Genomic DNA, 18,822 nt, shown 5'->3' with positions numbered 1-18,822 from the left:
TGTCACCTTGCGTCACGTGGTCAATTCTTGGTTCAACCATCGGCGCGGTTGCGACGTTCCAGGGCAAAGTCGAAATCGGCTCGCTCCTCGCGTTTCAGAATCCAACGTTCGGGAAATAGGTGAAGCCGCAGCAAAATCGGCCGCGGCTTGACGTTCAGGATTGTTTGAAATCAGCTTCCGGCGGTATTCTTGCCTGCACGCTTGGTGCCTGACTTTTTCTCGCTGGAGCCGGTTGGAGAGGACTTCTTGGCTGCAGCGCGGCTCGACGCAGGAGCTGCATCCGCCGATTGTGGCGTCTTGCTTGCTGATTTGGCTGATTTTTGAGAGGTGGTATCAACTGACTTCGAACCGGCTGCGGCGTGCTCGCGCGCTGCCTGCTCCCAATGCGCCGCATCCTTGCCGGAAGGACGACCCTCTTCTTCCCAGAGGGCATACGCGCGCTGTCTGATCCAATCGTCTTTGTGTTCCGCCATACTCGTCTCCATTCGCCCGGGAGGGAACGGATTAGATGGGGCGAAGTTCCAGCACCGGGCAAATAATTCCGGCTCCTGCGGTGATCGGCTGCGAGACAGGAACTTTCGCACAAACGCGGAGTTCTACCGCCTCAAAGGGAGGAGCCAACACCATGGACAAATATTGCGATATCGTACCTCATCCGGCCGGCTGGACGTACATCCTCAACGGGGTGGAATCCGACTGCTCGTTCCATACCTACGAGTTGGCTGTCGAGGCTGCAAAAACTCAGGTGATGCGCGACGCCCGCAAACGGGTGTTCCGTCTTCAGGGTCTGAACGGCGAAATGCTTCCGTTCGCAACCGCCATCACCAAACAGACTTCCCAGTTGAGCTGAGGAAAAAGCCCGGCGCGAGCCGGGCTTTCAGATTGAAAGGGGCGGTGCTTTACACCGCCCTTTTCTGTTAGGCGGCTTTCTGAGCGGCCGAATTGACGGCGGTCTTGGCCAGACCCGTGAGCTTCTCGTCGGTTGCACTCTCTTCCGAAAGCGTCTCGTCCAGAAGCTTGGCCGCATCCTTGAGGCCGAGCTGCTCGGCCCAGGCGCGAAGCGTGCCGTAGCGGCTGATTTCGTAGTGCTCTACAGCCTGGGCTGCAGCCAGGAGACCGGCGTCAAGAGCGGACGTGCCCTTGAATTCCTCCATGATCTCTTCGCCTTCCGAGATGATGCCTTCGATCGCATCGCAGGTCTTGCCCTGGGCGCGCTTGCCGATAATTTCGAATACCTGCTTCAGGCGATCGATCTGGCCTTCGGTCTCATCCTTGTGCGCCTTGAACGCGGCCTTGAGGTCCTCGTCCTGGGCGGCGCGGGCCATCTTCGGCAGTGCCTTGAGGATCTGCCGCTCGGCGTAGTAGATGTCCTTGAGGGTCTCGTAGAACAAGTCGTTGAGTGTCTTGTCAGCCATCATAGCTCTCCTGAGGTCGCGTTTCCGCATGGGGTGTTTCCGAGGGATCTAACGGGAGGCTCGACGAAAGGTTCCGCCACCCGCAGCGCCTTAACGGTTGTGGAATGTAGGGTCGCGGCCACCCTCCGGCTTGTCGTAAAGCCGTTCCGTCGCTTCCTTCTGCTCGACGACTTCGCTGGTGCTCAGGCGCCGACGGCGCATGAGCGCGTAAGCGATAGCGCAGCCCAGCAGGACCGGACCCAAGGCCACCACAACGAACCATATTTTATCGGCCATTGGTTTTCCTTTCTCTGGGTTGGGAGTGTCAGCGGGCGGAAGACACGGTCAGCGTATTGTCGCATCCGTTGACGCCGTGAACGGACAGGGCGCACTCTTCGGCCCGCTGCCGGTCAGCGTCGCTCGCGACGGTTCCAGCGAGCGTAACGCGGCCACTCTGTACCGAGACGGTGACGCCGCTCGGATCGAGCGTCGCGTCCTGGGTCAGCGCCTCGTTGACGGCCGTCCGAACCTCTTCGTCAGGTCGGTCATCATAGTTGGCGGGAGCGGTTCCGCGGTGTTTCTGTTGGTCGGATTCTTCCGCAAATATGTTGGTCTCGCCCTGCATGTATCCGCTCGGGCGGGTTTCGGCAGGGCCTTCCCATCGGGGCCACTGGGAAGTTTCACCCGGGCGGCCTGACTTGGGTTCTTCATGCTTCATGGCGTTTCCTTTCCTCGGAGTTGCCTTGCAATCACAACAATCCGCTGCCGAGAAAGGTTCCCCTAATGCCACCAGTCGAGCACATCCTCGACCGTGGATATCCGGATCTGGGTGGAGAAGCGGGTCCCGAAAACCGCGAGCGATGCATCATGGGTGCGGTCCGAAGTGCTGCAGATGGCATCCCTAAGCAGTATGATCGAATATCCCAGATCCACCGCGCCCATGACGGCGGCCATGATGCAGACGTCGGTCTCGCCGCCGGATATGACGAGCGTGCTGACCTCCTGTTGCTGCAGGAACATATGGAGCCGCCCATCGAGCCAGGGGGAGTAGATCGGCTTGTCGAACACTGTCGCAGGCGGCACCAGGGCGCGCAGCTCCGGCAGGACATCAACCATGTCATCGCCCAACGCCCGACGGGTCATCATCGGCCACTTCTCGTAGTAGGTCTTCCAAGTGCCACGGAGGTCGGTGCTGTCCACCGGAGGGATAAAGCGAGTGAATATCGTCTCCGCCGCGTGTGTGGCGGCGAGAACTTCAACACGCCCTCGGACACGCTCCATCCAAGGGACGTTCCACGGCGTTTCCTCCGCGAACATGCGCTGCATGTCGACGCAAAGATGGCGACAGCGGGAAGGGGCTTCCATCAGGTCCTCCGATCGATAGTCTTTGCCCGAACCGGATATGGAATGCGAAGTTCCGGACGTATGAAGAGCGGTCGGAAACTCCTGCGGGATGAGGCATGCTTTATGCGCGGAGACATGGAGGCAGCCGTGCAGGAGCAACTACAGCATCAAGATGCTGGTTCGCATGCGGTCACCAGAGGATCGGCATTGGCAAACCGTCCGCCGAAAGGCGAGGTAATCATCCGGGCAGAACCACCGGTGCCCCGCAGCTTGTCCAGACAGCGCTGAACTTGATTTCATCGAAGTGGTTCGTTGCCAACAGGAGGCACATCCACAGGCATGGCAAGTGCGGCCGGAGCGAAAAGCTCTATAAGGAATTAGGACGCTTGGGGAGGAAGTTTGTCTGAGAGAGCCTTTTGCAGGTCCTGCGCCAGTTGCAGCAGTCGGTCTGGAATCGCCTCTTTTTCGATTTCACTCAATAGGACGGAGACCTGACGATTGACGCGCCGTCCAAAGCGGACGTCCATCTCTGCGTCATTCTCGATCTTCTTCGTCATCCCGACCTCTGACGACGTAATATAGGCCATCGTCTACCTCGTGCTGTCTGACTTTACATAGCTTCCATACAGCAAGTCGGGGAACTTCGGAAATCCCGAAAAAGTCACGGGTGACAAAAAACAAAGGGTGGGCGCAAAATGCACCCACCCTTTTTTGTCAAAACGCGCGTGGTCTCAGTCTTTCGGCGGCGGCTCTGTACCCGTCGGAATCGACGTGATGGTGGCGGCGACCGGGTCGCTGGCGGGAAATGTGTCTTCCAGACCCTCGTCCAATTGCTCCTCCAGAGCCCCGGCATCCTGCTCCTTGCGGGCCGTCTGCTCAGTCTCATGCTGCTCGGCGGCCGGCTTCGGCGTCTGCTTCTTTTCTTCGATCATGGCATTCTCCGTTCTTGGTTGGTTGGAAAACGCCGGCCAGACCTCCTTTGTTCCGGGCGCCTGCGGGAACCAAGTTCTGCGTCTGCTCGTTGCCGCGAGATTGATGGAGGCTGATGCCGTGGCACCTCGTGCATTCTGGAAGGGCTATCTGAAGCTCTCGCTCGTGACCTGCCGGGTCACCATGACGCCTGCCGTCTCGGAAAGCGGCAAGGTCCGCTTCCACAACCTCAACCGCGAAACCCAGGCGCGGGTGCTGAGCCAGTACGTGGACGCCGTGACAGGCGAGACGGTCGAGGACGAGGATCAGGTCAAGGGCTACGAGAAGGGCGATGACGACTATGTTCTCTTCGAGGATGAGGAGATCGAAGACGTCGGGCTGGAAAGCACGCGGACGATCGACATCGACACCTTCGTCCCGGTCGGGTCGATCGGCTGGGTCTGGTACGACCGTCCCCATTATCTTGCGCCCGACGACGAGGTGAGCGCCGAGGCATTCGCCGTGATCCGCGAGGCCATGGCCAAGTCGGAGACGGCGGGAATTGCGAGGCTCGTCATGTACCGTCGCGAGCGCGCCGTTCTCCTGGTGCCGAAGGACAAGGGCATCGTCGTCTGGACGCTGCGTTACGGAGACGAGGTCCGGGATGCGGGAGAGTATTTCGGCAATGTTGGTGACGAGAAGCCGACATCGCAGCATCTGACGATGATGAAGAAGCTCATCGACGAGCGGACCGAGAACTGGAAGCCGTCCATGGCCGACGATCCGGTGCAGGACCGGCTCCTTGAGATCATCGCGCAGCGCAAGAAGGGCAAGAAGACCAAGAAACGGGCGGAGCCGAAGCCCGAGCAGCCCAGCAATGTCATCGACATCATGAGTGCCCTGAAGAAGAGCCTCGCCGCGGAGCGCAAGTCGTCACCGAAGTGACGGCTTGCTTTTGCGCTTGCTGCGGGCTGCGGGCTTCAACTCTGCCTCAGCCTTGCGGAAATCTTCCCAGGGGTCGCTTGCCTGCTGCTCCAGACGCGCCGGGGAGTTGTCGACGGTGAAGTACGCGGGTCCGATGGCATCGTTCAATTCTTCCCAGGCGATGGGCATGGACACCGGCGCTCCGGCGCGAGCCCTGGTTGAATAGGGAGCGACGGCCGTGGCGCCACGACCATTGCGCAGGTAGTCGATGAGGATCTTTCCCTTGCGTTTCGACTTGGTGACCGTCGACACGTAATGATCGGGGCTGTCGCCGGCCATGCTGTCGGCGAGCGCCTTCATCGCCGCCTTCACATCCGGCCATTCCGCCTTCGGCTTCACCGGCGCCACCACGTGGACGCCCTTGCCGCCGGAGGTTTTCACGAAGCCGACGAGACCCAGCGCCTCGAAGCGTTCGCGCACCTCGTCGGCGGCGGTGATCACGTCCTGCCATGTGGTTCCTTCACCCGGATCGAGGTCGATGTTGACCATGTCCGGCTTTTCCCAGTCGTCGACGGTAGAGCCCCAGGGATGGACCTCGAGCGTGCCCCCCTGGACGAGGCCGAGCAGCCCGTCGAGGTCGCGGATGATGATGTCCTCCTCGTCAGCACCGGCTGGATCCTGGGCTGTGAGGATCTTCTTGTTCATGCCCTTCCAGGCATGCTTCTGGAAGAACAGCGGCTTGCCGACTCCATTGGGCCCGCGAACCAGTGACAGGGGCCGGTTTACCACGAAAGGCGCCATCCGGCGCCAGACCTGGATGTAGTAATCGGCAAGCCCCGCCTTCGTGACGCCCGCATCGGGCCAGTAGATGCGATCGGGATGGGTCAGAGGGACGGCGCGTTTGGCCGGCTGTTGCGTATGCTCGTCTGCCGTCTTCATCGGGCCGCCCTCGCGCACGACATCACGGGCCTCCTTGTCCTCCCGAAGACCTCGAAATGCAGCATGACGAATATGGGCGTCCGCTGTCCAGCCGCGAAATTCGACTTCGGCCACCCGCTCGGGTTTCAAAAACACCACGTCCTTCTTCTCAAGGGCGGTCAGCTTCTCGTCGAACGGGCTCTTGGCGGCCTTCAATTCGTCGAGCTCGCGAAGGAGCGACTGCGCCACCTTGCTGCTGTAACCGGTGCCGACCCGACCGGCGTGCCGTAGCTTGCCATCGTCGTAGTACCCCATCACCAGTGAGCCGATCGCTGTGCTGGAAACGGAAGAGGGGACATAGCCGGCGACCACGAACTCCTGCCGCGCAGAGCATTTCGACTTGACCCAGTCCCGCCCCCTGCCGCTGCGGTAGGGCGCGTCGGCAACCTTGGAGATGATGCCCTCGAGGCTGAGGCGACAGGCGTGCTTCAGGACGAGGCCGCCTTCGTCGGTGAAGTGCTCGCTGTAGCGAAGCGTTTCTCCACCGTCAGCGAGCAATGCCTGCAGCGCGTCCTTGCGCTTCTCCAGCGGGGCACCGGTGATATCGTTGCCGTCGAGGTAGAGCAGATCGAAGGCGAAGAAGACGAAGCGATCATTTCGCCCATCGCTCAGGTCCTGCTGCAGCAGCGAGAAATCACTCGCCCCCGAGCCGCCGTTGACGACGATCTCGCCGTCGATGACAGCCTCCTTCGCCGACAGCTTTTCAACGGCCTTGACGATGTCCGTGCCGAACTTGTGGGTCCAGTCGAGGCCGGTGCGAGTGAGGAGGCTCACCTTGCCGTCCTGGAGGCGAGCCTGCAGCCGGTAACCGTCGAGCTTGATCTCGTGCAGCCAGCGCTTGCCCGTCGGCGCCGCCTTGACCAGCGTTGCGAGCTGAGGCGGGATGAATTCCGGGAAGGGCGCCTGTTTTGCGCCTTTTACGCCGGCAGGCTTGAGAGGGACGGCGCCGTTCCGTTCCGCGTCGGGCGGTGCCGCGCTCGGCTTTGCGGTCGCAGGGCTCTTGCGTCGCCTAGGCGGCTTCTTGCCCTGAAGCTCCTCGATGACCCGACCGCTCTTCACCGATTGCGGCATCTCCGTCAGAATATCCTCGTCGCCTTCGGCGCGTGCAAAGGCGTCCTCGCTCTTGATCAGAAGCCAGTTCTCGCGCTTTTCGCCACGACGGTTTGCCATCCGCACCAGATGCCAGCGGCCCTCCAGCTTCTCGCCCTTCAGCTCGAACTCCATATGGCCCTTTGCGTAGGCCTTGTGGGGATCCCCGATCGGCTGCCAGGTTCCGCGGTCCCAGAGAAGCACGGCGCCTGCACCGTAGTTGCCGTCGGGAATGGTGCCCTCGAAGCCGCCGTAGTCGAGCGGGTGGTCCTCCACATGAACCGCAAGGCGTTTTTCACCTGGCACAAGGCTCGGGCCGCGGGTGACGGCCCAACTCTTCAGAACGCCGTCCAGCTCGAGGCGGAAGTCGTAGTGCAGCCGCCGCGCCGCGTGCTTCTGGATGGCGAAGCTGTTGCCGCCCGCCTTCGCCTTTTTACCTTTCGGTTCGGGCGAAGCCTCGAAGTTGCGCTTCTCGTTGTAGCTCTCCAGCGCCATGGTCAGCCGGCCTTACGTTGCGGAGCAGGGGACTTCGGTTTGCGGACAGGCTTCTTGGCGGCCGCCGTCTTCTTCGTGGTCGCAGACTTCTTGCCGCTTGAGGAGCCGGCGCTCTCGCGCAGGGCATCCAGCAGATTGGAAACCTTCTTTTCTTCAGGCTTCGGCTTCTTCGGCGGCTTGCGGCCCTCGATTTTCGCCTTGATCAGCTCTGCCAGCGCGCCCTCGTAGCGGTCGTCGAATTCAGTGGGATCGAACTCGCCGCGCTTGGTCTTGATGATGTGTTCGGCCAGATCGAGCATTTCGCCCTCGATCTTGAACTCGGCGATGTCGGAAAAGATCTCCTTTGCCGGTCGGACCTCATGGTCGTAGTTCAGCGTGCTGGCAATCAGCCCATCTTCGCTGGGCCGGATCATCAGGGTGCGAAGCCGTCGGAACAGGACTGTCCTCGCCAGTGCCGCAACGCTCTTCTGTTCCAGCCCCTTGCGGATCAGGTTGAAGACCTCGGCGGACGCCTTGTCGACGGGGGCGAGGTAGTAGGGGCGGTCGAGAAAGATGGTGTCCACGTCTCCGCAGGAGATGAAGGTCTCGATCTCGAGCGTCTTGTCGCTCTGGGGAACGGCGGCCTTCACTTCATCCGGCTCCAGAATGACGTATTCGCCACTCGCCACCTCGTAGCCTTTGACGATGTCTTCCTTGTCGACCTCGTGTCCGGTGTCGGCGTCCACCATCTGGCGGTGGACGCGGTTGCCGGTGTCGCGATTGATGATGTGAAAGCTGACGCGGTCCGAGGTCGATGCGGCCGTATACAGCGCCACCTGGCAGCTCAGTTCCCCAACCTTCAGATAGCCCTTCCAGTTCGCACGCGGTGCCACGGTTGATACTCCTCGAAAGCCCTATCAACAGGGGCTGGGGGAACTTTGTTCCGTAGCACCCGTTGCAGCCTGACTTACGGTGAACAACTCTATTATCTTAGCGGAACCAAAAACGAGAAGCGTGCGTTTGCCACCGTCATTCCCGCCATCGACTTGGAGAGGTAGGCAACGGTGCCCGATTCCCAGCTGAACCGTGATCCTGCACGCGCAGACATAGTGAGGCTCATTCCAGCGCTTCGCGCGTTTGCCCGCACTTTCTGCAGGAACCCGACGGACGCCGACGATCTGGTGCAGGAAACCCTGATGAAGGGCCTCGCCAATCTCGACAAGTTTGAGCCTGGCACCAAACTCAAGTCGTGGCTGTTCACGATTATGCGCAACACCTTCTACACGCGGTCCAAGGTGCTCGGACGAGAAGCGCCGGGGTCGGAGGAAGCCGTGTCGGGCGATACGCCGATGCCGGCAACGCAGGAGATGAGCGTGCGTGCCCAGGAAGTGGCGCGGGCGCTGCAGAAGCTGCCGCCGCATTATCGCGAGGTGCTGACGCTCGTTGCCATCCTCGGTGAAAGTTACGAAGCCGCGGCGGAGATCTGCGATTGTGCCGTCGGCACCATCAAGAGTCGACTGAACAGGGCGCGCCACCAGATCCTGCAGGAACTCGGCGAGGACGTCGCCTGAACCACCCACGATGACCAAGGAGGAATCTCATGAAACTGCTTGCTTCAACGATCGTTGCTTCTGCCATCTTCGGCAGCATGGCTTTGGCGCAGGACGCGGCCACCGCGACGGCCAGTTTCGTGGGAGCCGATGGCTCTGAAAACGGCAGTGCGAGTTTGATGCAGGCCTCGGGGGGCGTGCTGATCGAAGTGGAAGTCAGCGGCTTGCCGGCCAGCCAGTGGGTTGCCTTCCATGTTCATGAAGCCGGCAGCTGCGATCATACGACCGGCCACGAGTCTGCGGGTGGCCACTTCAATCCCGGCGGCAAGGAGCATGGCTTCAAGGTTGCCAACGGTCCGCATGCCGGCGATATGCCGAACCAGTACGTCGGAACCGATGGGACGATGCGGGCGCAAGTGCTTAACACCTTCGTCACTCTGGATGATGCGGCAAACGGCATAAGGGGCAAGGCGCTGATGGTGCATGCCGGCGCCGATGATTACGAGAGCCAACCCTCCGGGGATGCGGGCGAGAGGCTGGCCTGCGGCGTCATTGAATAGTCAAACCATCCGGGGCTGGCGTCAGGCTTCCTGATCCAGCTCCGGATAGTGCCGGAATATTCCCATTTCATTGAACGGCAGACGTCGATCAGAGCTGATGTAGTCGCGGACTCCGGCGCGTTCGCCGATTCTGCCGTGGAGGGAGACGAGGAGCGGGATCTCGTCTTCGAAGCGCTTCATCGTCTTCGGGAAGGCATATCTCAGTCCCTCCATGACCTGGAACAGTGACAGGTCGACATAGCTTGCGCGACTGCCGACGGCGTGCTCTTTCCCGGCGGGATTGGCAGCGAGGACGGCTTCGAAATAGCCCATGAACTTCGGCAGCCGCGACGACAGAAACCGGCTGCTACGGGCCTTGGCTTCATCCTTCTGATCTTCATAGTAATCGTCGATGCCGAGTGGATGATGGGTGCCGTGGATCTCCGTGACGAAATCCGTGATCGTCAGCTGCAGCCCGTTGGCAAAGAGCCGTTCGGCATCTTCGGAAGGCGCAAGATCAAGCTTGGGCCCCAGGTAGGCCAGGATATTGGCAACATGGGACACGACCGTGTCGCCGTCCTTCAGGAACGGTGGTGCGAAGGGCATCTGGTGGCCGTTCCGTCCTTCCAGGAATGCGGCGATCTTGCTGCTGCCGCCACTCGTGCGCGCCACATCCAAATAGTCGGCGCCAGCGTCCTCAAGAGCCAGCCGCACGAATTCGCCGCGGCCCTGTATGCCGTCCCAATAGTAGAGTTCGTAGCTCACGTGTCACCCCGGATCAAAATCTTATGGACATCCGACAGGAAGCGGAGGATCGCCGACATCCTGACGCAGTTTGATATGGAACGTCGCCTGCAAACTGCCAGCTGTTGCATAGCGTTCTTTTCCGACTGACCTGCGGTGCACAGCCTGATCGGCAAGCGGGAACTTTTGGGTCCGTTCGACGTTTCCAAATGGGGGAGCGTGGCCTGCAGCCGCGCCCTGTGACAGAAGCCGGAACAGGATTTTTATCAATGGCTATTTTGATTACAGCGATATTGTTCGCTCTCATCGGCATCGCGCTGGGGGCGGGCGGTACGCAACTGCTGATGCTTGGCGGCAGCGCCTACTATCTTTTGGCGGGGGTCGGTTTTCTGGCGACGGCGTTGCTGCTGTACATGCGCAAATCGGCCGCCCTCGTGGTTTACGCAATTATCGTTATCGGCTCCCTCATCTGGGCCGTCTGGGAAGTCGGTCTTGACTGGTGGCAGCTCGGGCCGCGCGGTGGCGTCGTTATCGTGCTCGGCCTCTGGATGCTGACGCCTTGGATCCGCAAGCCGCTCGGCTTTCAAAGCCCCACCGGCGCCCGCTACTCGGCCAGCGCCACTCCGCTGGCGGTGGCTCTCGGCATTTCCGTCCTGGTCGCCATCGTCTCCATGTTCACCAACAGCACCGACCTGGAAGGCGAGCTTTCGGAGGAGCAGGTCGCTGCCGCGCCGAACCTTGGGGGCAACGTGCCGCCGGGCGAGTGGCACCAGTATGGTCGCACGCCATTCGGCCAGCGCTATTCACCGCTCGACCAGGTCAACGTCGAGAACGTCGACGAGCTCGAGGAAGTCTGGCGCTACCAGACAGGAGACGTGAAGCTTCCGGAGGACGTCGGCGAGACGACCTACCAGGTGACGCCGCTCAAGGTCGGCAACAGCCTTTATCTCTGCACGCCGCACAACTGGGCCATCTCCGTCAACGCGACGACGGGCGAGGAGCAGTGGAAGTTCGATCCCAATGCCGGCCTCAACCCGGATCGCCAGCATCAGACCTGCCGTGGCGTAACCTACTACGCGGATCCGGCTGCACAGCCGGGTGCCGCTTGCGCCCAGCGGGTGTATCTGCCGACGTCGGACGCACGCCTCATCGCACTCGATGCGACCAACGGCGAGGTCTGCACCTCGTTTGCCGACCAGGGAACGCTGCAGCTCGAAGCCAAGATGCCGTACAACCCGGCTGGCTACTACTACTCCACTTCGCCCCCGGTCATCGCTGCCGGCAAGATCATCATCGGCGGTGCCGTCAACGACAACTATTCGATCCGTTCACCCTCGGGCGTGATCCGCGCCTTCGACGTGAACACCGGCGAGCTCGTCTGGAACTGGGATTCCGGCAATCCGACGCAGACCGAGCCGCTTCCCGAAGGAGAGACCTATAGCGCCAATTCCCCGAACAGCTGGTCGATCTTCAGCGTCGACGAGGATCTTGGCCTCGTCTACATCCCGCTCGGCAACCAGGTCCCCGATCAGCTCGGGATGGGACGCAGCGAATCCGTCGAGAAGTACTCCTCTTCGATCGTTGCCCTCGATATCAACACCGGGGCGGACCGCTGGGTTCAGCAGACCGTTCACCACGACCTCTGGGACATGGACGTTCCGGCCCAGCCGGTCCTCCTGGATCTGACGCAGGACGATGGCACCTCGGTGCCGGCGCTGGTCGGACCGACGAAACAGGGCGACATCTACGTTCTCGATCGCCGCAACGGCAATCCCCTGCTCCCGATCACGGAGCAACCGGCGCCGGGCGGTGCCATTCCCGAAGACTTCACCTCTCCGACCCAGCCGGTCACGGCGCTGACGTTCCGGCCGGAGCGGCTCGAGGGCCGCGACATGTGGGGCGTGACCATGTTCGATCAGATGGTCTGCCGCATCCGGCTGAAGCAGCTGAAGTACGAGGGCATGTACACACCGCCGTCGCTCGAAGGAACGCTGGTCTATCCGGGCAACTTCGGCACCTTCAACTGGGGTTCGGTTGCCGTCGATCCCGAGCGGATGGTGATGTTCGGGATGCCGACCTACCTCGCCTTCACCTCAAGGCTCATCCCGCGTGCCGAAGTGCCGGCGCGTGAAGAGGGGCAGACGGGCTCGGAGCAGGGCGTCAACCAGAACGAAGGCGCACCCTATGCCGTAGAGATGGGGCCCTTCCTCGGTCCGCTGCAGATCCCCTGCCAGGCTCCGCCCTGGGGTTACGTCGCCGGCGCCGACCTGCGCACCGGCGAGATCGCCTACAAGCAGAAGAACGGTACCGTCTACGACATGACGCCGCTGCCGCTGCCGTTCAAGCTCGGCGTGCCCGGGATCGGCGGTCCGATGATCACCAAGGGTGGTGTGGCCTTCCTCGGTGCGGCCGTCGACAACTACCTGCGCGCCTATAACCTCACCACCGGCGAGCAGCTGTGGGAAAGCCGTCTTCCGGCCGGGGGGCAGGCAACGCCCATGACCTACGCCGTGGAAGATGGTCGCCAGTTCGTGGTGATGGTGGCCGGCGGACACGGTTCGGTCGGCACCAAGCCGGGCGACTATGTGATCGCCTACGCCCTGCCGCGGGAGTAAAATACAACCAGAAAGGGCCCGGATCGATCGATCTGGGCCCTTTCTCTATGGTCTTGGATGGTTTTGGCAGTTGGGATCAGGCTACCTTGCCGGTCGTAACTTCGTTTCGGACATCCGTCACGCCGGCAATGCTGCGGGCGACTTCCTCGGCCCGCTCGACTTCGCTTTCGTACATCACCGAACCCAGCAGCACGATCGTCGTGCCTTCCGCAACGACCTTGATGCCTGTCGCATCGATGCCGCCGACGGAGCCAAGCGCGTCCGCAACTGCGCCCTCCAGCTGTGCCTCGGGTGGAAACTCCTGCTCCACGACAGGCGGTTCTTCGTGGAAACTCTGGTGCTTGAATACCATGTCACTCTTCTCCAACGTCAACTGCGGGTTTAACGCGCGGCTTAGAGGTTTTGTTCAAGCGCGCTGCGGGAGGCCAGGACGATCGCTGTCTCGAGCTGGTCCTGGGTAAACGGCTTCGAGAGCAAAGGCCATTTCCGACCATTTCCCGAGGGAAGCTCGGCGTAGCCTGTGGCGAGAAGCACCGGAAGGCTCGGCCATGCTAGCCGGATCTCCTCGGCAAGTTCCGCGCCCGTCATGCGCGGCATCGAGTGATCGGTGATGACGAGATCGACCTGTCTGCCGCTGCGAAGCACGCCCAGTGCATCCTGACCATTGTAGGCCTCGATCACCGTATGACCGAGATCCTCCAGCATCAGGCTTGTGTTCATCAGGACCAGCGCGTCGTCGTCGACGGCAAGCACCGTCAGCGGACCTTGCTGCAGATCGGGCTCGTTCTGGCTGACCGGCTCCGCTGCCGGTTCTGCCTGCAGCTCAGCTTCAGTCACGGGCAGGACCAGGGAAATCGTCGTTCCCGCACCGGCGCGGCTGTCGATCATCAACCGTCCCCCCGATTGCTCGGCCAGTCCCTGGACCATCGACAGGCCGAGGCCTGTTCCCTTGCCCACGCCCTTCGTCGTGAAGAAGGGGGTGGTCGCCTGTTGGGCCGTCTCTTCATCCATGCCTTGTCCCGTATCGCTGACGGAGAGGCGAACGTAGCCGAGCTCTGATCCGCCTTCCGCTGATGCGTGCATGTGATCGGCATGCACCACAATCCGGCCGCCGTCCGGCATCGCGTCGCGGGCGTTGACGATGAGATTGAGAAGAGCGGTTTCCAGTTGCAGCGGATCCGTCGATACGGGCGGGAGTTCTTCGGGAAAGCGAGTTTCGACGGAAATTGTCGCCCCCACCGCGCGCTGAATGAATTCCGTCATTCCCTCGACGACCCCGGCGACATTCACGGCGCTCATATTGAGGTTCTGCTTGCGGGAATAGGTGAGCATGCGCTGGACGAGAGAGACCCCCCGCTCGGCGCCCTGAATCGCGTTGTCCAGGAGAGGGGCCATGGAGGGGTCGTCCGGCAATTTCTTCTTGAGGATCTCCAGGCTTCCCAGGACGGCCATCAGCAGATTGTTGAAATCATGGGCGATTCCGCCGGTCAGCTGGCCGATCGCTTCCATCTTCTGGGCCTGAAACAAGTCCTCGCGGGCCTTGTTAAGCGCTTTCTGGGCCTCGAGCTTCTCCGTGATGTCGCGCGTCACCTTGGCAAACCCGATGAGGTTGCCGGAAGAGTCGCGAATGGCGTCAATCACCACGTGCGCCCAGAAACGGGATCCGTCCTTCCGCTGGCGGATGCCCTCCTTCTCGAAGCGCCCGTCTCGCCTTGCGATTTCCAGCCCTTTTTCGGGCTGTCCTGCAGCCCTGTCTTCCTCGACGTAGAAGCGGGAGAAATGCGAACCGACCACCTCGCTGCTGTCATATCCCTTGATGCGGCGGGCACCGGAATTCCAGTTTGTGATAAATCCGTCCGGGTCGAGCATGTAAATGGCGTAGTCGCGTACACCCTGGACAAGCAGCTGGAACTGTTGCTCGCTGTCGCGGAGCTGCAGTTCGGCGGCCTTGCGCTCGGTCAGATCGCGGGTGACCTTCGCGAAACCCAGAAGCTCACCCGAACGGCTCCAGATCGGGTGAATGATGACATGAGCCCAGAACCGGCTACCGTCCTTGCGGATCCGCCACCCCTCGTTCTCGAAGTGGCCTTCGGTCTGAGCAAGCCGCAGCGCTCGGGCAGGAAGACCCGTGGCGCGGTCTTCGTCGGTATAAAAGCGGGAAAAGTGATTGCCGATGATTTCTGCTGCCTGATATCCCTTGAACCGTTGCGCTCCCGGGTTCCAGCTGCTGACTCTCCCGGCCGGGTCGAGCATGTAGATCGCATAATCGGTAATGGCGTCGACCAGCAGCCTGTAACGCTCCTCTTCCGTCAAGGCGACCTGTGACAGACTGTCCATGATCAAAATTCTCCCCCCTGCCGAAGCCGGCAGCCAACCTTGTTGAATGCAGGTGTGCCGTATTGGTTCCCCGCAGCCGGCATTGTTTTTTTGTATTCCCGTCTGATTCCAGGGGAAATTTAGAGTGGTCGGCTCAGTCGGCACTTAGCCGGCGTAGAAATGCCTCCTGGTTGTCGAGAACGGCGGCATAGATGAAATCTGCCACCAGCCTGACCCGCGGCACATTGCTGAAATCGCGATGGCGAACGAGCCAGTAGTTGCGCGTCAAGGTCACTTCCTCAGGCAGCAGGATCTGCAGGTCAGGCTGCGCCCGGGCGATGAAGTGCGGCAGGACGCAGAGGCCGAGCCCGCTCTTCGTCGCCGTCAGCTGCGCGAAGATGCTCGAGCTCTGGAAATGTGGCTTGAGGCCGGGATGTACGTCGCCGAGGTAATCCAGGCCCGGCGCGAAGATCATGTCTTCGATGTAGCCGATGAAGGGGTGATCCAGCAGGTCACTGCGGCAGCGGATCGGCGGGGCCTTTGCCAGATAATCCTTTGAACCATAGACGTTCAGGACATAGTCGCTGATCTTTTCGGTCATGTAGGGGCCGCCCTTGGGCGGGTCGAGGGTCACGGCGATATCCGCCTCCTTGCGCGAGAGCGACATGATCTGCTGGATCGTTACCAGTTCGAGCGCGATATTGGGGTGCCGTGCCTGGAAGGCGCCGAGGCGGTGGCTGAAGAAGAAGTTTGCAAATCCTTCCGGGGCGCTCATCCGGATGACGCCCCGCTGCGCCGTCGCGCCGGTGGCGATGTCGGCCTGCAGGCGGTCCGTTTCCGCCTCCATCTTCTCGGCTGTCTCGATGAAGCGCTGGCCGATGGCGGTCAGCACATAACCGCGCGGATTGCGCTCGAAGAGCTTCACCTTCAGCGCGAACTCCAAACGGTCGATGCGTCGGGAAACCGTCGCATGGCTCGATCGCAGATGGCGCGCTGCCGTCGACAGCTGGCCCGTGCGTGCCACCGCCAGAAAATACTGGAGGTCATCCCAGGTGAAGTTCGGGTTGGCGGTCATGCGGTCTTTCTGTTCAAAAATGCACAGAGGCTGTTTGCAATTAGTTGCGAACATTGCCTTGCGTCAACCGTCAAATTCCACAACCATGCAGTCGGACCGGCTGTCTTGAGGAGGGTGGCCACCCAAAATTGAACAGACTCGCACTCTGACATTCTCTGGGAGGAGATATCATGCGAACCAACCTTATCGCGTCGCTGGCAGTTCTGCTGGCGGGTAGCACGGCTGCCTTTGCGCAGAGCGCTTCCGACGGAAAAGTGAAGATCGGCATCCTGAACGACCAGTCGGGCGTCTATGCCGACTTCGGGGGCAAGTCCTCCGTCGAGGCCGCCAAGATGGCCGTCGAGGATTTCGGGGGCAAGGTCCTCGACGTGCCGGTGGAGATCGTCGACGCCGATCACCAGAACAAGCCCGACATCGCCTCCAACATCGCGCGCCAGTGGTACGACACCGAGCAGGTGGACGCGATCATGGAGCTGACGACGTCATCGGTGGCGCTCGCCGTCCAGGCGCTCAGCCGCGAAAAGCAGAAGATCAACATCGTCACCGGTGCCGCCACCACGGAGCTGACCGGCAAGCAGTGCAGCCCCTACGGCTTCCACTGGGCCTATGACACCCATGCGCTGGCGGTCGGAACCGGCGGTGCGCTGGTGAAGCAGGGCGGCGACAGCTGGTTCTTCCTGACCGCCGACTATGCCTTCGGCTATTCGCTGGAAGAGCAGACGAGCACCTACGTGAAGTCGGCCGGCGGCAACGTCGTCGGTTCGGTGCGCCACCCGCTGGCGTCCAACGACTTTTCGTCCTTCCTGTTGCAGGCACAGTCGTCCGGAGCCAAGGTCATCGGCCTTGCCAATGCCGGTCTCGACACGGCCAACGCCATCAAGCAGGCTGCCGAATTCGGCATCACCGCAGGCGGCCAGAACCTGGCGGCGCTGCTCTTCACGCTGGCCGAAGTGCATGGCCTCGGCGTCGAGTCGGCGCAGGGACTGACGCTGACGGAAGGCTATTACTGGAACCTCGACGACCAGAGCCGCGAGTTCGGCAAGCGCTTCTTCGAGCGGACCGGGTCGATGCCGAACATGGTTCATGCCGGCACCTATTCCGCCGTCATGCAGTATCTGAAGGCGATCGAGAAGGCAGGTTCGGACGAAACAGAAGCCGTCGCCAAGGCGCTGCATGAAATGCCGGTGGACGACTTCTTTGCCCGCAACGGCACGGTCGGCGCCAACGGCCGGATGATCCACGACATGTATCTGCTGCAGGTCAAGAAGCCGGGCGAAAGCGACGAACCCTGGGATTACTTCAACGTTCTCTCCACGATCCCGGGCAATGAAGCCTACATCGATCCCGCCAAGAGCGGCTGCGAACTGGTGCAGTAAGCCCTCATGGCGCAGCCTGCAGTCCAGTCCCTCAACGAGTCGCGGGTGGTGCTTGCCGCCCGCGGCCTCACCAAGACCTTCGGCTCGTTCGCGGCCGTCAAGGATGTCGATCTCGATGTCCGCGATGCGCAGGTGCATGCGCTGATCGGCCCCAACGGCGCCGGCAAGACCACCGTCTTCAACCTGCTGACGAAGTTTTTGCAGCCCTCTGCCGGCAGCATCAACCTTCTCGGAACGGATATCACCCGGACGGCGCCCGACAAGGTTGCGCGCATGGGGCTGGTGCGCTCGTTCCAGATTTCTGCGGTCTTTCCGCACCTGTCGGTGCTCGACAATGTCCGCACGGCCCTGCAGCGGCCCAACAATCTCTCCACGCAGTTCTGGCTGCCGGTCTCCGCGCTCGACCGGTTGAACGGGCGGGCGGAGGAACTGCTGACGGCCGTCGGGCTGATCAAGGAGCGCAATACGATTGCCGCTGACCTTTCCTACGGGCGAAAGCGCGTGCTGGAGATTGCCACCACCCTGGCGCTCGATCCGAAGGTGCTTTTGCTCGACGAGCCGATGGCCGGCATGGGGCAGGAGGACATCGGCAATGTCTCCAACATCATCCGCGAGGTCGCCAAGGAGCGTGCCGTGCTGATGGTGGAGCATAATCTCTCGGTGGTGGCCGATATCTGCCACCACGTCACGGTTCTCCAACGCGGCGAAATTCTCGCCGAAGGCGATTACGCTACGGTCAGCCAGGATCCGCGGGTTCGCACCGCCTATATGGGCGAGGAAGAGGCCTGAGATGACACCATTGCTTCAGGTTTCCGGCCTCAACGCCTGGTACGGCGAAAGCCATGTGCTGCAGGGCGTCGACATGACGATCGAGGAAGGCGAGATGATCACCATCCTCGGCCGCAACGGCGTCGGCAAGACCACGACGCTGCGCACGATCATGGGCATCCTGCGCGAGCGCAAGGGACAGATCACCTTCGACGGCAAGGACATGATGAACGTGCCGCTGCACAGGACCGCCCATGTCGGGATCGGTTTCGTGCCCGAGGAGCGCGGCATCTTCGCGACGCTGACGGTGGAGGAAAACCTGATGCTGCCGCCGGTGGTCGCCGGCAACGGCATGTCGCTCGACGAAATCTACGACCTTTTCCCCAATCTCCTGGAGCGGCGCAGCAGCCCCGGCACAAAGCTTTCCGGCGGCGAGCAGCAGATGCTGGCGATTGCCCGCATCCTGCGCACCGGGGTCCGATTGCTGATCCTCGACGAACCGACGGAAGGGCTTGCACCCGTCATCGTCCAGCGCATCGGCCAGGTGCTGAAGACGCTGAAGGAGCGCGGCATGACGGTGCTCCTCGTGGAGCAGAATTTCCGCTTCGCCAGCCGCGTCGCCGACCGTTTCTATCTGATGGACCATGGGCAGATGGTGGCCGATTTCCCGGTGGGGGAGCTGCCGGAGCGCATGGACACCTTGCACAAAGTATTGGGGGTCTGAACG

21 protein-coding genes are annotated in these 18,822 nt (G+C 61.7%); 8 read left to right on the top strand and 13 right to left on the bottom strand.

The features are described 5' to 3' along the window. Nucleotides 1–170: 170 nt before the first annotated feature. Entirely contained in the window at nucleotides 171–473 is a 303-nt protein-coding gene (locus tag M1E10_RS22365) for a DUF2934 domain-containing protein (RefSeq protein ID WP_499174972.1), read from the bottom strand. Nucleotides 474–625: 152 nt separating this feature from the next. Between M1E10_RS22365 and M1E10_RS22360 the strand changes: the two genes are divergently transcribed. Continuing rightward, nucleotides 626–850, top strand: coding sequence for a hypothetical protein (locus M1E10_RS22360; protein WP_499174971.1), 225 nt, complete (start codon nucleotides 626–628; stop codon nucleotides 848–850). Between the two features lie 67 nt (nucleotides 851–917). On the opposite strand, the gene M1E10_RS22355 is transcribed toward M1E10_RS22360, so the two are convergent. From M1E10_RS22355 to M1E10_RS22330, 6 genes are all read right to left on the bottom strand, one after another. Further along, on the bottom strand, nucleotides 918–1,418 hold the full coding sequence (locus M1E10_RS22355) for a YciE/YciF ferroxidase family protein (RefSeq protein WP_499174970.1): 501 nt from the start codon (nucleotides 1,416–1,418) through the stop codon (nucleotides 918–920). Between the two features lie 87 nt (nucleotides 1,419–1,505). Next, entirely contained in the window at nucleotides 1,506–1,691 is a 186-nt protein-coding gene (locus M1E10_RS22350; protein ID WP_499174968.1) for a hypothetical protein, read from the bottom strand. A gap of 28 nt (nucleotides 1,692–1,719) precedes the next feature. Continuing rightward, nucleotides 1,720–2,112, bottom strand: coding sequence for a BON domain-containing protein (locus M1E10_RS22345; protein WP_499174967.1), 393 nt, complete (start codon nucleotides 2,110–2,112; stop codon nucleotides 1,720–1,722). 62 nt (nucleotides 2,113–2,174) lie between these two features. Further along, complete coding sequence (locus M1E10_RS22340; RefSeq protein ID WP_499174966.1) at nucleotides 2,175–2,759, bottom strand: cysteine hydrolase family protein; 585 nt, start codon at nucleotides 2,757–2,759, stop codon at nucleotides 2,175–2,177. 356 nt (nucleotides 2,760–3,115) lie between these two features. Then, entirely contained in the window at nucleotides 3,116–3,325 is a 210-nt protein-coding gene (locus M1E10_RS22335; RefSeq protein WP_499174965.1) for a hypothetical protein, read from the bottom strand. 144 nt (nucleotides 3,326–3,469) lie between these two features. Beyond that, a complete protein-coding gene (locus tag M1E10_RS22330) occupies nucleotides 3,470–3,670 on the bottom strand; it encodes a hypothetical protein (RefSeq protein ID WP_499174964.1) in 201 nt (66 codons plus the stop codon). Between the two features lie 118 nt (nucleotides 3,671–3,788). Between M1E10_RS22330 and ku (M1E10_RS22325) the strand changes: the two genes are divergently transcribed. After that, the gene (ku, locus tag M1E10_RS22325) at nucleotides 3,789–4,592 is read left to right on the top strand and encodes a Ku protein (RefSeq protein WP_499174963.1); all 804 of its coding nucleotides are present in this window, start codon (nucleotides 3,789–3,791) and stop codon (nucleotides 4,590–4,592) included. On the opposite strand, the gene ligD is transcribed toward ku (M1E10_RS22325), so the two are convergent. Continuing rightward, nucleotides 4,581–7,133 (bottom strand): DNA ligase-like domain-containing protein, encoded by a 2,553-nt coding sequence (gene ligD / locus M1E10_RS22320; RefSeq protein WP_499174962.1) that lies wholly within the window; start codon nucleotides 7,131–7,133, stop codon nucleotides 4,581–4,583. The two genes, ku (M1E10_RS22325) and ligD, sit on opposite strands and share 12 nt — an antisense overlap. A gap of 2 nt (nucleotides 7,134–7,135) precedes the next feature. Beyond that, nucleotides 7,136–8,005, bottom strand: a complete 870-nt coding sequence (gene ku, locus M1E10_RS22315) for a Ku protein (RefSeq protein WP_499174961.1) — start codon at nucleotides 8,003–8,005, stop codon at nucleotides 7,136–7,138. Between the two features lie 171 nt (nucleotides 8,006–8,176). On the opposite strand from ku (M1E10_RS22315), the gene M1E10_RS22310 reads away from it, so the two are divergent. Together M1E10_RS22310 and M1E10_RS22305 are read left to right on the top strand one after the other, a co-directional pair. Then, nucleotides 8,177–8,683 carry a sigma-70 family RNA polymerase sigma factor gene (locus tag M1E10_RS22310; RefSeq protein WP_245280178.1) on the top strand — a complete coding sequence of 169 codons (507 nt, stop codon included), beginning with the start codon at nucleotides 8,177–8,179 and terminating at the stop codon, nucleotides 8,681–8,683. A 35-nt stretch (nucleotides 8,684–8,718) separates the two neighbouring features. After that, entirely contained in the window at nucleotides 8,719–9,222 is a 504-nt protein-coding gene (locus tag M1E10_RS22305; protein WP_499177271.1) for a superoxide dismutase family protein, read from the top strand. 21 nt (nucleotides 9,223–9,243) lie between these two features. Here M1E10_RS22305 and M1E10_RS22300 read toward each other — a convergent pair whose 3' ends face one another. Continuing rightward, nucleotides 9,244–9,966: a glutathione S-transferase gene (locus M1E10_RS22300; protein ID WP_499174959.1), complete on the bottom strand. Its 723-nt coding sequence runs from the start codon at nucleotides 9,964–9,966 to the stop codon at nucleotides 9,244–9,246. 248 nt (nucleotides 9,967–10,214) lie between these two features. On the opposite strand from M1E10_RS22300, the gene M1E10_RS22295 reads away from it, so the two are divergent. Continuing rightward, the gene (locus tag M1E10_RS22295; protein ID WP_499174958.1) at nucleotides 10,215–12,560 is read left to right on the top strand and encodes a glucose/quinate/shikimate family membrane-bound PQQ-dependent dehydrogenase; all 2,346 of its coding nucleotides are present in this window, start codon (nucleotides 10,215–10,217) and stop codon (nucleotides 12,558–12,560) included. A 76-nt stretch (nucleotides 12,561–12,636) separates the two neighbouring features. Here the strand turns inward: M1E10_RS22295 and M1E10_RS22290 are convergent, their stop codons facing one another. The 3 genes from M1E10_RS22290 to M1E10_RS22280 all read right to left on the bottom strand — a co-directional run bounded on the left by M1E10_RS22290 (nucleotide 12,637) and on the right by M1E10_RS22280 (nucleotide 15,951). Beyond that, nucleotides 12,637–12,912, bottom strand: a complete 276-nt coding sequence (locus M1E10_RS22290) for a BON domain-containing protein (protein WP_499174957.1) — start codon at nucleotides 12,910–12,912, stop codon at nucleotides 12,637–12,639. 41 nt (nucleotides 12,913–12,953) lie between these two features. Beyond that, nucleotides 12,954–14,897: a hybrid sensor histidine kinase/response regulator gene (locus tag M1E10_RS22285; RefSeq protein WP_499174956.1), complete on the bottom strand. Its 1,944-nt coding sequence runs from the start codon at nucleotides 14,895–14,897 to the stop codon at nucleotides 12,954–12,956. 133 nt (nucleotides 14,898–15,030) lie between these two features. After that, the gene (locus M1E10_RS22280) at nucleotides 15,031–15,951 is read right to left on the bottom strand and encodes a LysR family transcriptional regulator (protein WP_499174955.1); all 921 of its coding nucleotides are present in this window, start codon (nucleotides 15,949–15,951) and stop codon (nucleotides 15,031–15,033) included. A gap of 170 nt (nucleotides 15,952–16,121) precedes the next feature. Between M1E10_RS22280 and M1E10_RS22275 the strand changes: the two genes are divergently transcribed. Genes M1E10_RS22275 through M1E10_RS22265 form a run of 3 tightly spaced genes read left to right on the top strand, consistent with a single transcriptional unit; the run spans nucleotide 16,122 to nucleotide 18,819 of the window. Next, nucleotides 16,122–17,327, top strand: coding sequence for an ABC transporter substrate-binding protein (locus tag M1E10_RS22275; protein ID WP_499174954.1), 1,206 nt, complete (start codon nucleotides 16,122–16,124; stop codon nucleotides 17,325–17,327). 6 nt (nucleotides 17,328–17,333) lie between these two features. After that, entirely contained in the window at nucleotides 17,334–18,116 is a 783-nt protein-coding gene (locus M1E10_RS22270) for an ABC transporter ATP-binding protein (protein ID WP_499174953.1), read from the top strand. A gap of 1 nt (nucleotide 18,117) precedes the next feature. Then, nucleotides 18,118–18,819, top strand: coding sequence for an ABC transporter ATP-binding protein (locus M1E10_RS22265; RefSeq protein ID WP_499174952.1), 702 nt, complete (start codon nucleotides 18,118–18,120; stop codon nucleotides 18,817–18,819). Nucleotides 18,820–18,822: the final 3 nt, after the last annotated feature.

The organism is Rhizobium sp. PK7-22, assembly GCF_056530405.1.
The sequence above is the reverse complement of the archived record's forward strand: the minus strand, read 5'-3'. Positions and strand labels throughout refer to the sequence as shown.

Coding starts and splice junctions, on each gene's coding strand:
- M1E10_RS22365 (WP_499174972.1), bottom strand. CDS start 473: ATGGCGGAACACAAAGACGATTGGATCAGACAGCGCGCGTATGCCCTC.
- M1E10_RS22360 (WP_499174971.1), top strand. CDS start 626: ATGGACAAATATTGCGATATCGTACCTCATCCGGCCGGCTGGACGTAC.
- M1E10_RS22355 (WP_499174970.1), bottom strand. CDS start 1,418: ATGATGGCTGACAAGACACTCAACGACTTGTTCTACGAGACCCTCAAG.
- M1E10_RS22350 (WP_499174968.1), bottom strand. CDS start 1,691: ATGGCCGATAAAATATGGTTCGTTGTGGTGGCCTTGGGTCCGGTCCTG.
- M1E10_RS22345 (WP_499174967.1), bottom strand. CDS start 2,112: ATGAAGCATGAAGAACCCAAGTCAGGCCGCCCGGGTGAAACTTCCCAG.
- M1E10_RS22340 (WP_499174966.1), bottom strand. CDS start 2,759: ATGGAAGCCCCTTCCCGCTGTCGCCATCTTTGCGTCGACATGCAGCGC.
- M1E10_RS22335 (WP_499174965.1), bottom strand. CDS start 3,325: ATGGCCTATATTACGTCGTCAGAGGTCGGGATGACGAAGAAGATCGAG.
- M1E10_RS22330 (WP_499174964.1), bottom strand. CDS start 3,670: ATGATCGAAGAAAAGAAGCAGACGCCGAAGCCGGCCGCCGAGCAGCAT.
- ligD (WP_499174962.1), bottom strand. CDS start 7,133: ATGGCGCTGGAGAGCTACAACGAGAAGCGCAACTTCGAGGCTTCGCCC.
- M1E10_RS22295 (WP_499174958.1), top strand. CDS start 10,215: ATGGCTATTTTGATTACAGCGATATTGTTCGCTCTCATCGGCATCGCG.
- M1E10_RS22290 (WP_499174957.1), bottom strand. CDS start 12,912: ATGGTATTCAAGCACCAGAGTTTCCACGAAGAACCGCCTGTCGTGGAG.
- M1E10_RS22285 (WP_499174956.1), bottom strand. CDS start 14,897: ATGGACAGTCTGTCACAGGTCGCCTTGACGGAAGAGGAGCGTTACAGG.
- M1E10_RS22280 (WP_499174955.1), bottom strand. CDS start 15,951: ATGACCGCCAACCCGAACTTCACCTGGGATGACCTCCAGTATTTTCTG.
- M1E10_RS22275 (WP_499174954.1), top strand. CDS start 16,122: ATGCGAACCAACCTTATCGCGTCGCTGGCAGTTCTGCTGGCGGGTAGC.
- M1E10_RS22270 (WP_499174953.1), top strand. CDS start 17,334: ATGGCGCAGCCTGCAGTCCAGTCCCTCAACGAGTCGCGGGTGGTGCTT.
- M1E10_RS22265 (WP_499174952.1), top strand. CDS start 18,118: ATGACACCATTGCTTCAGGTTTCCGGCCTCAACGCCTGGTACGGCGAA.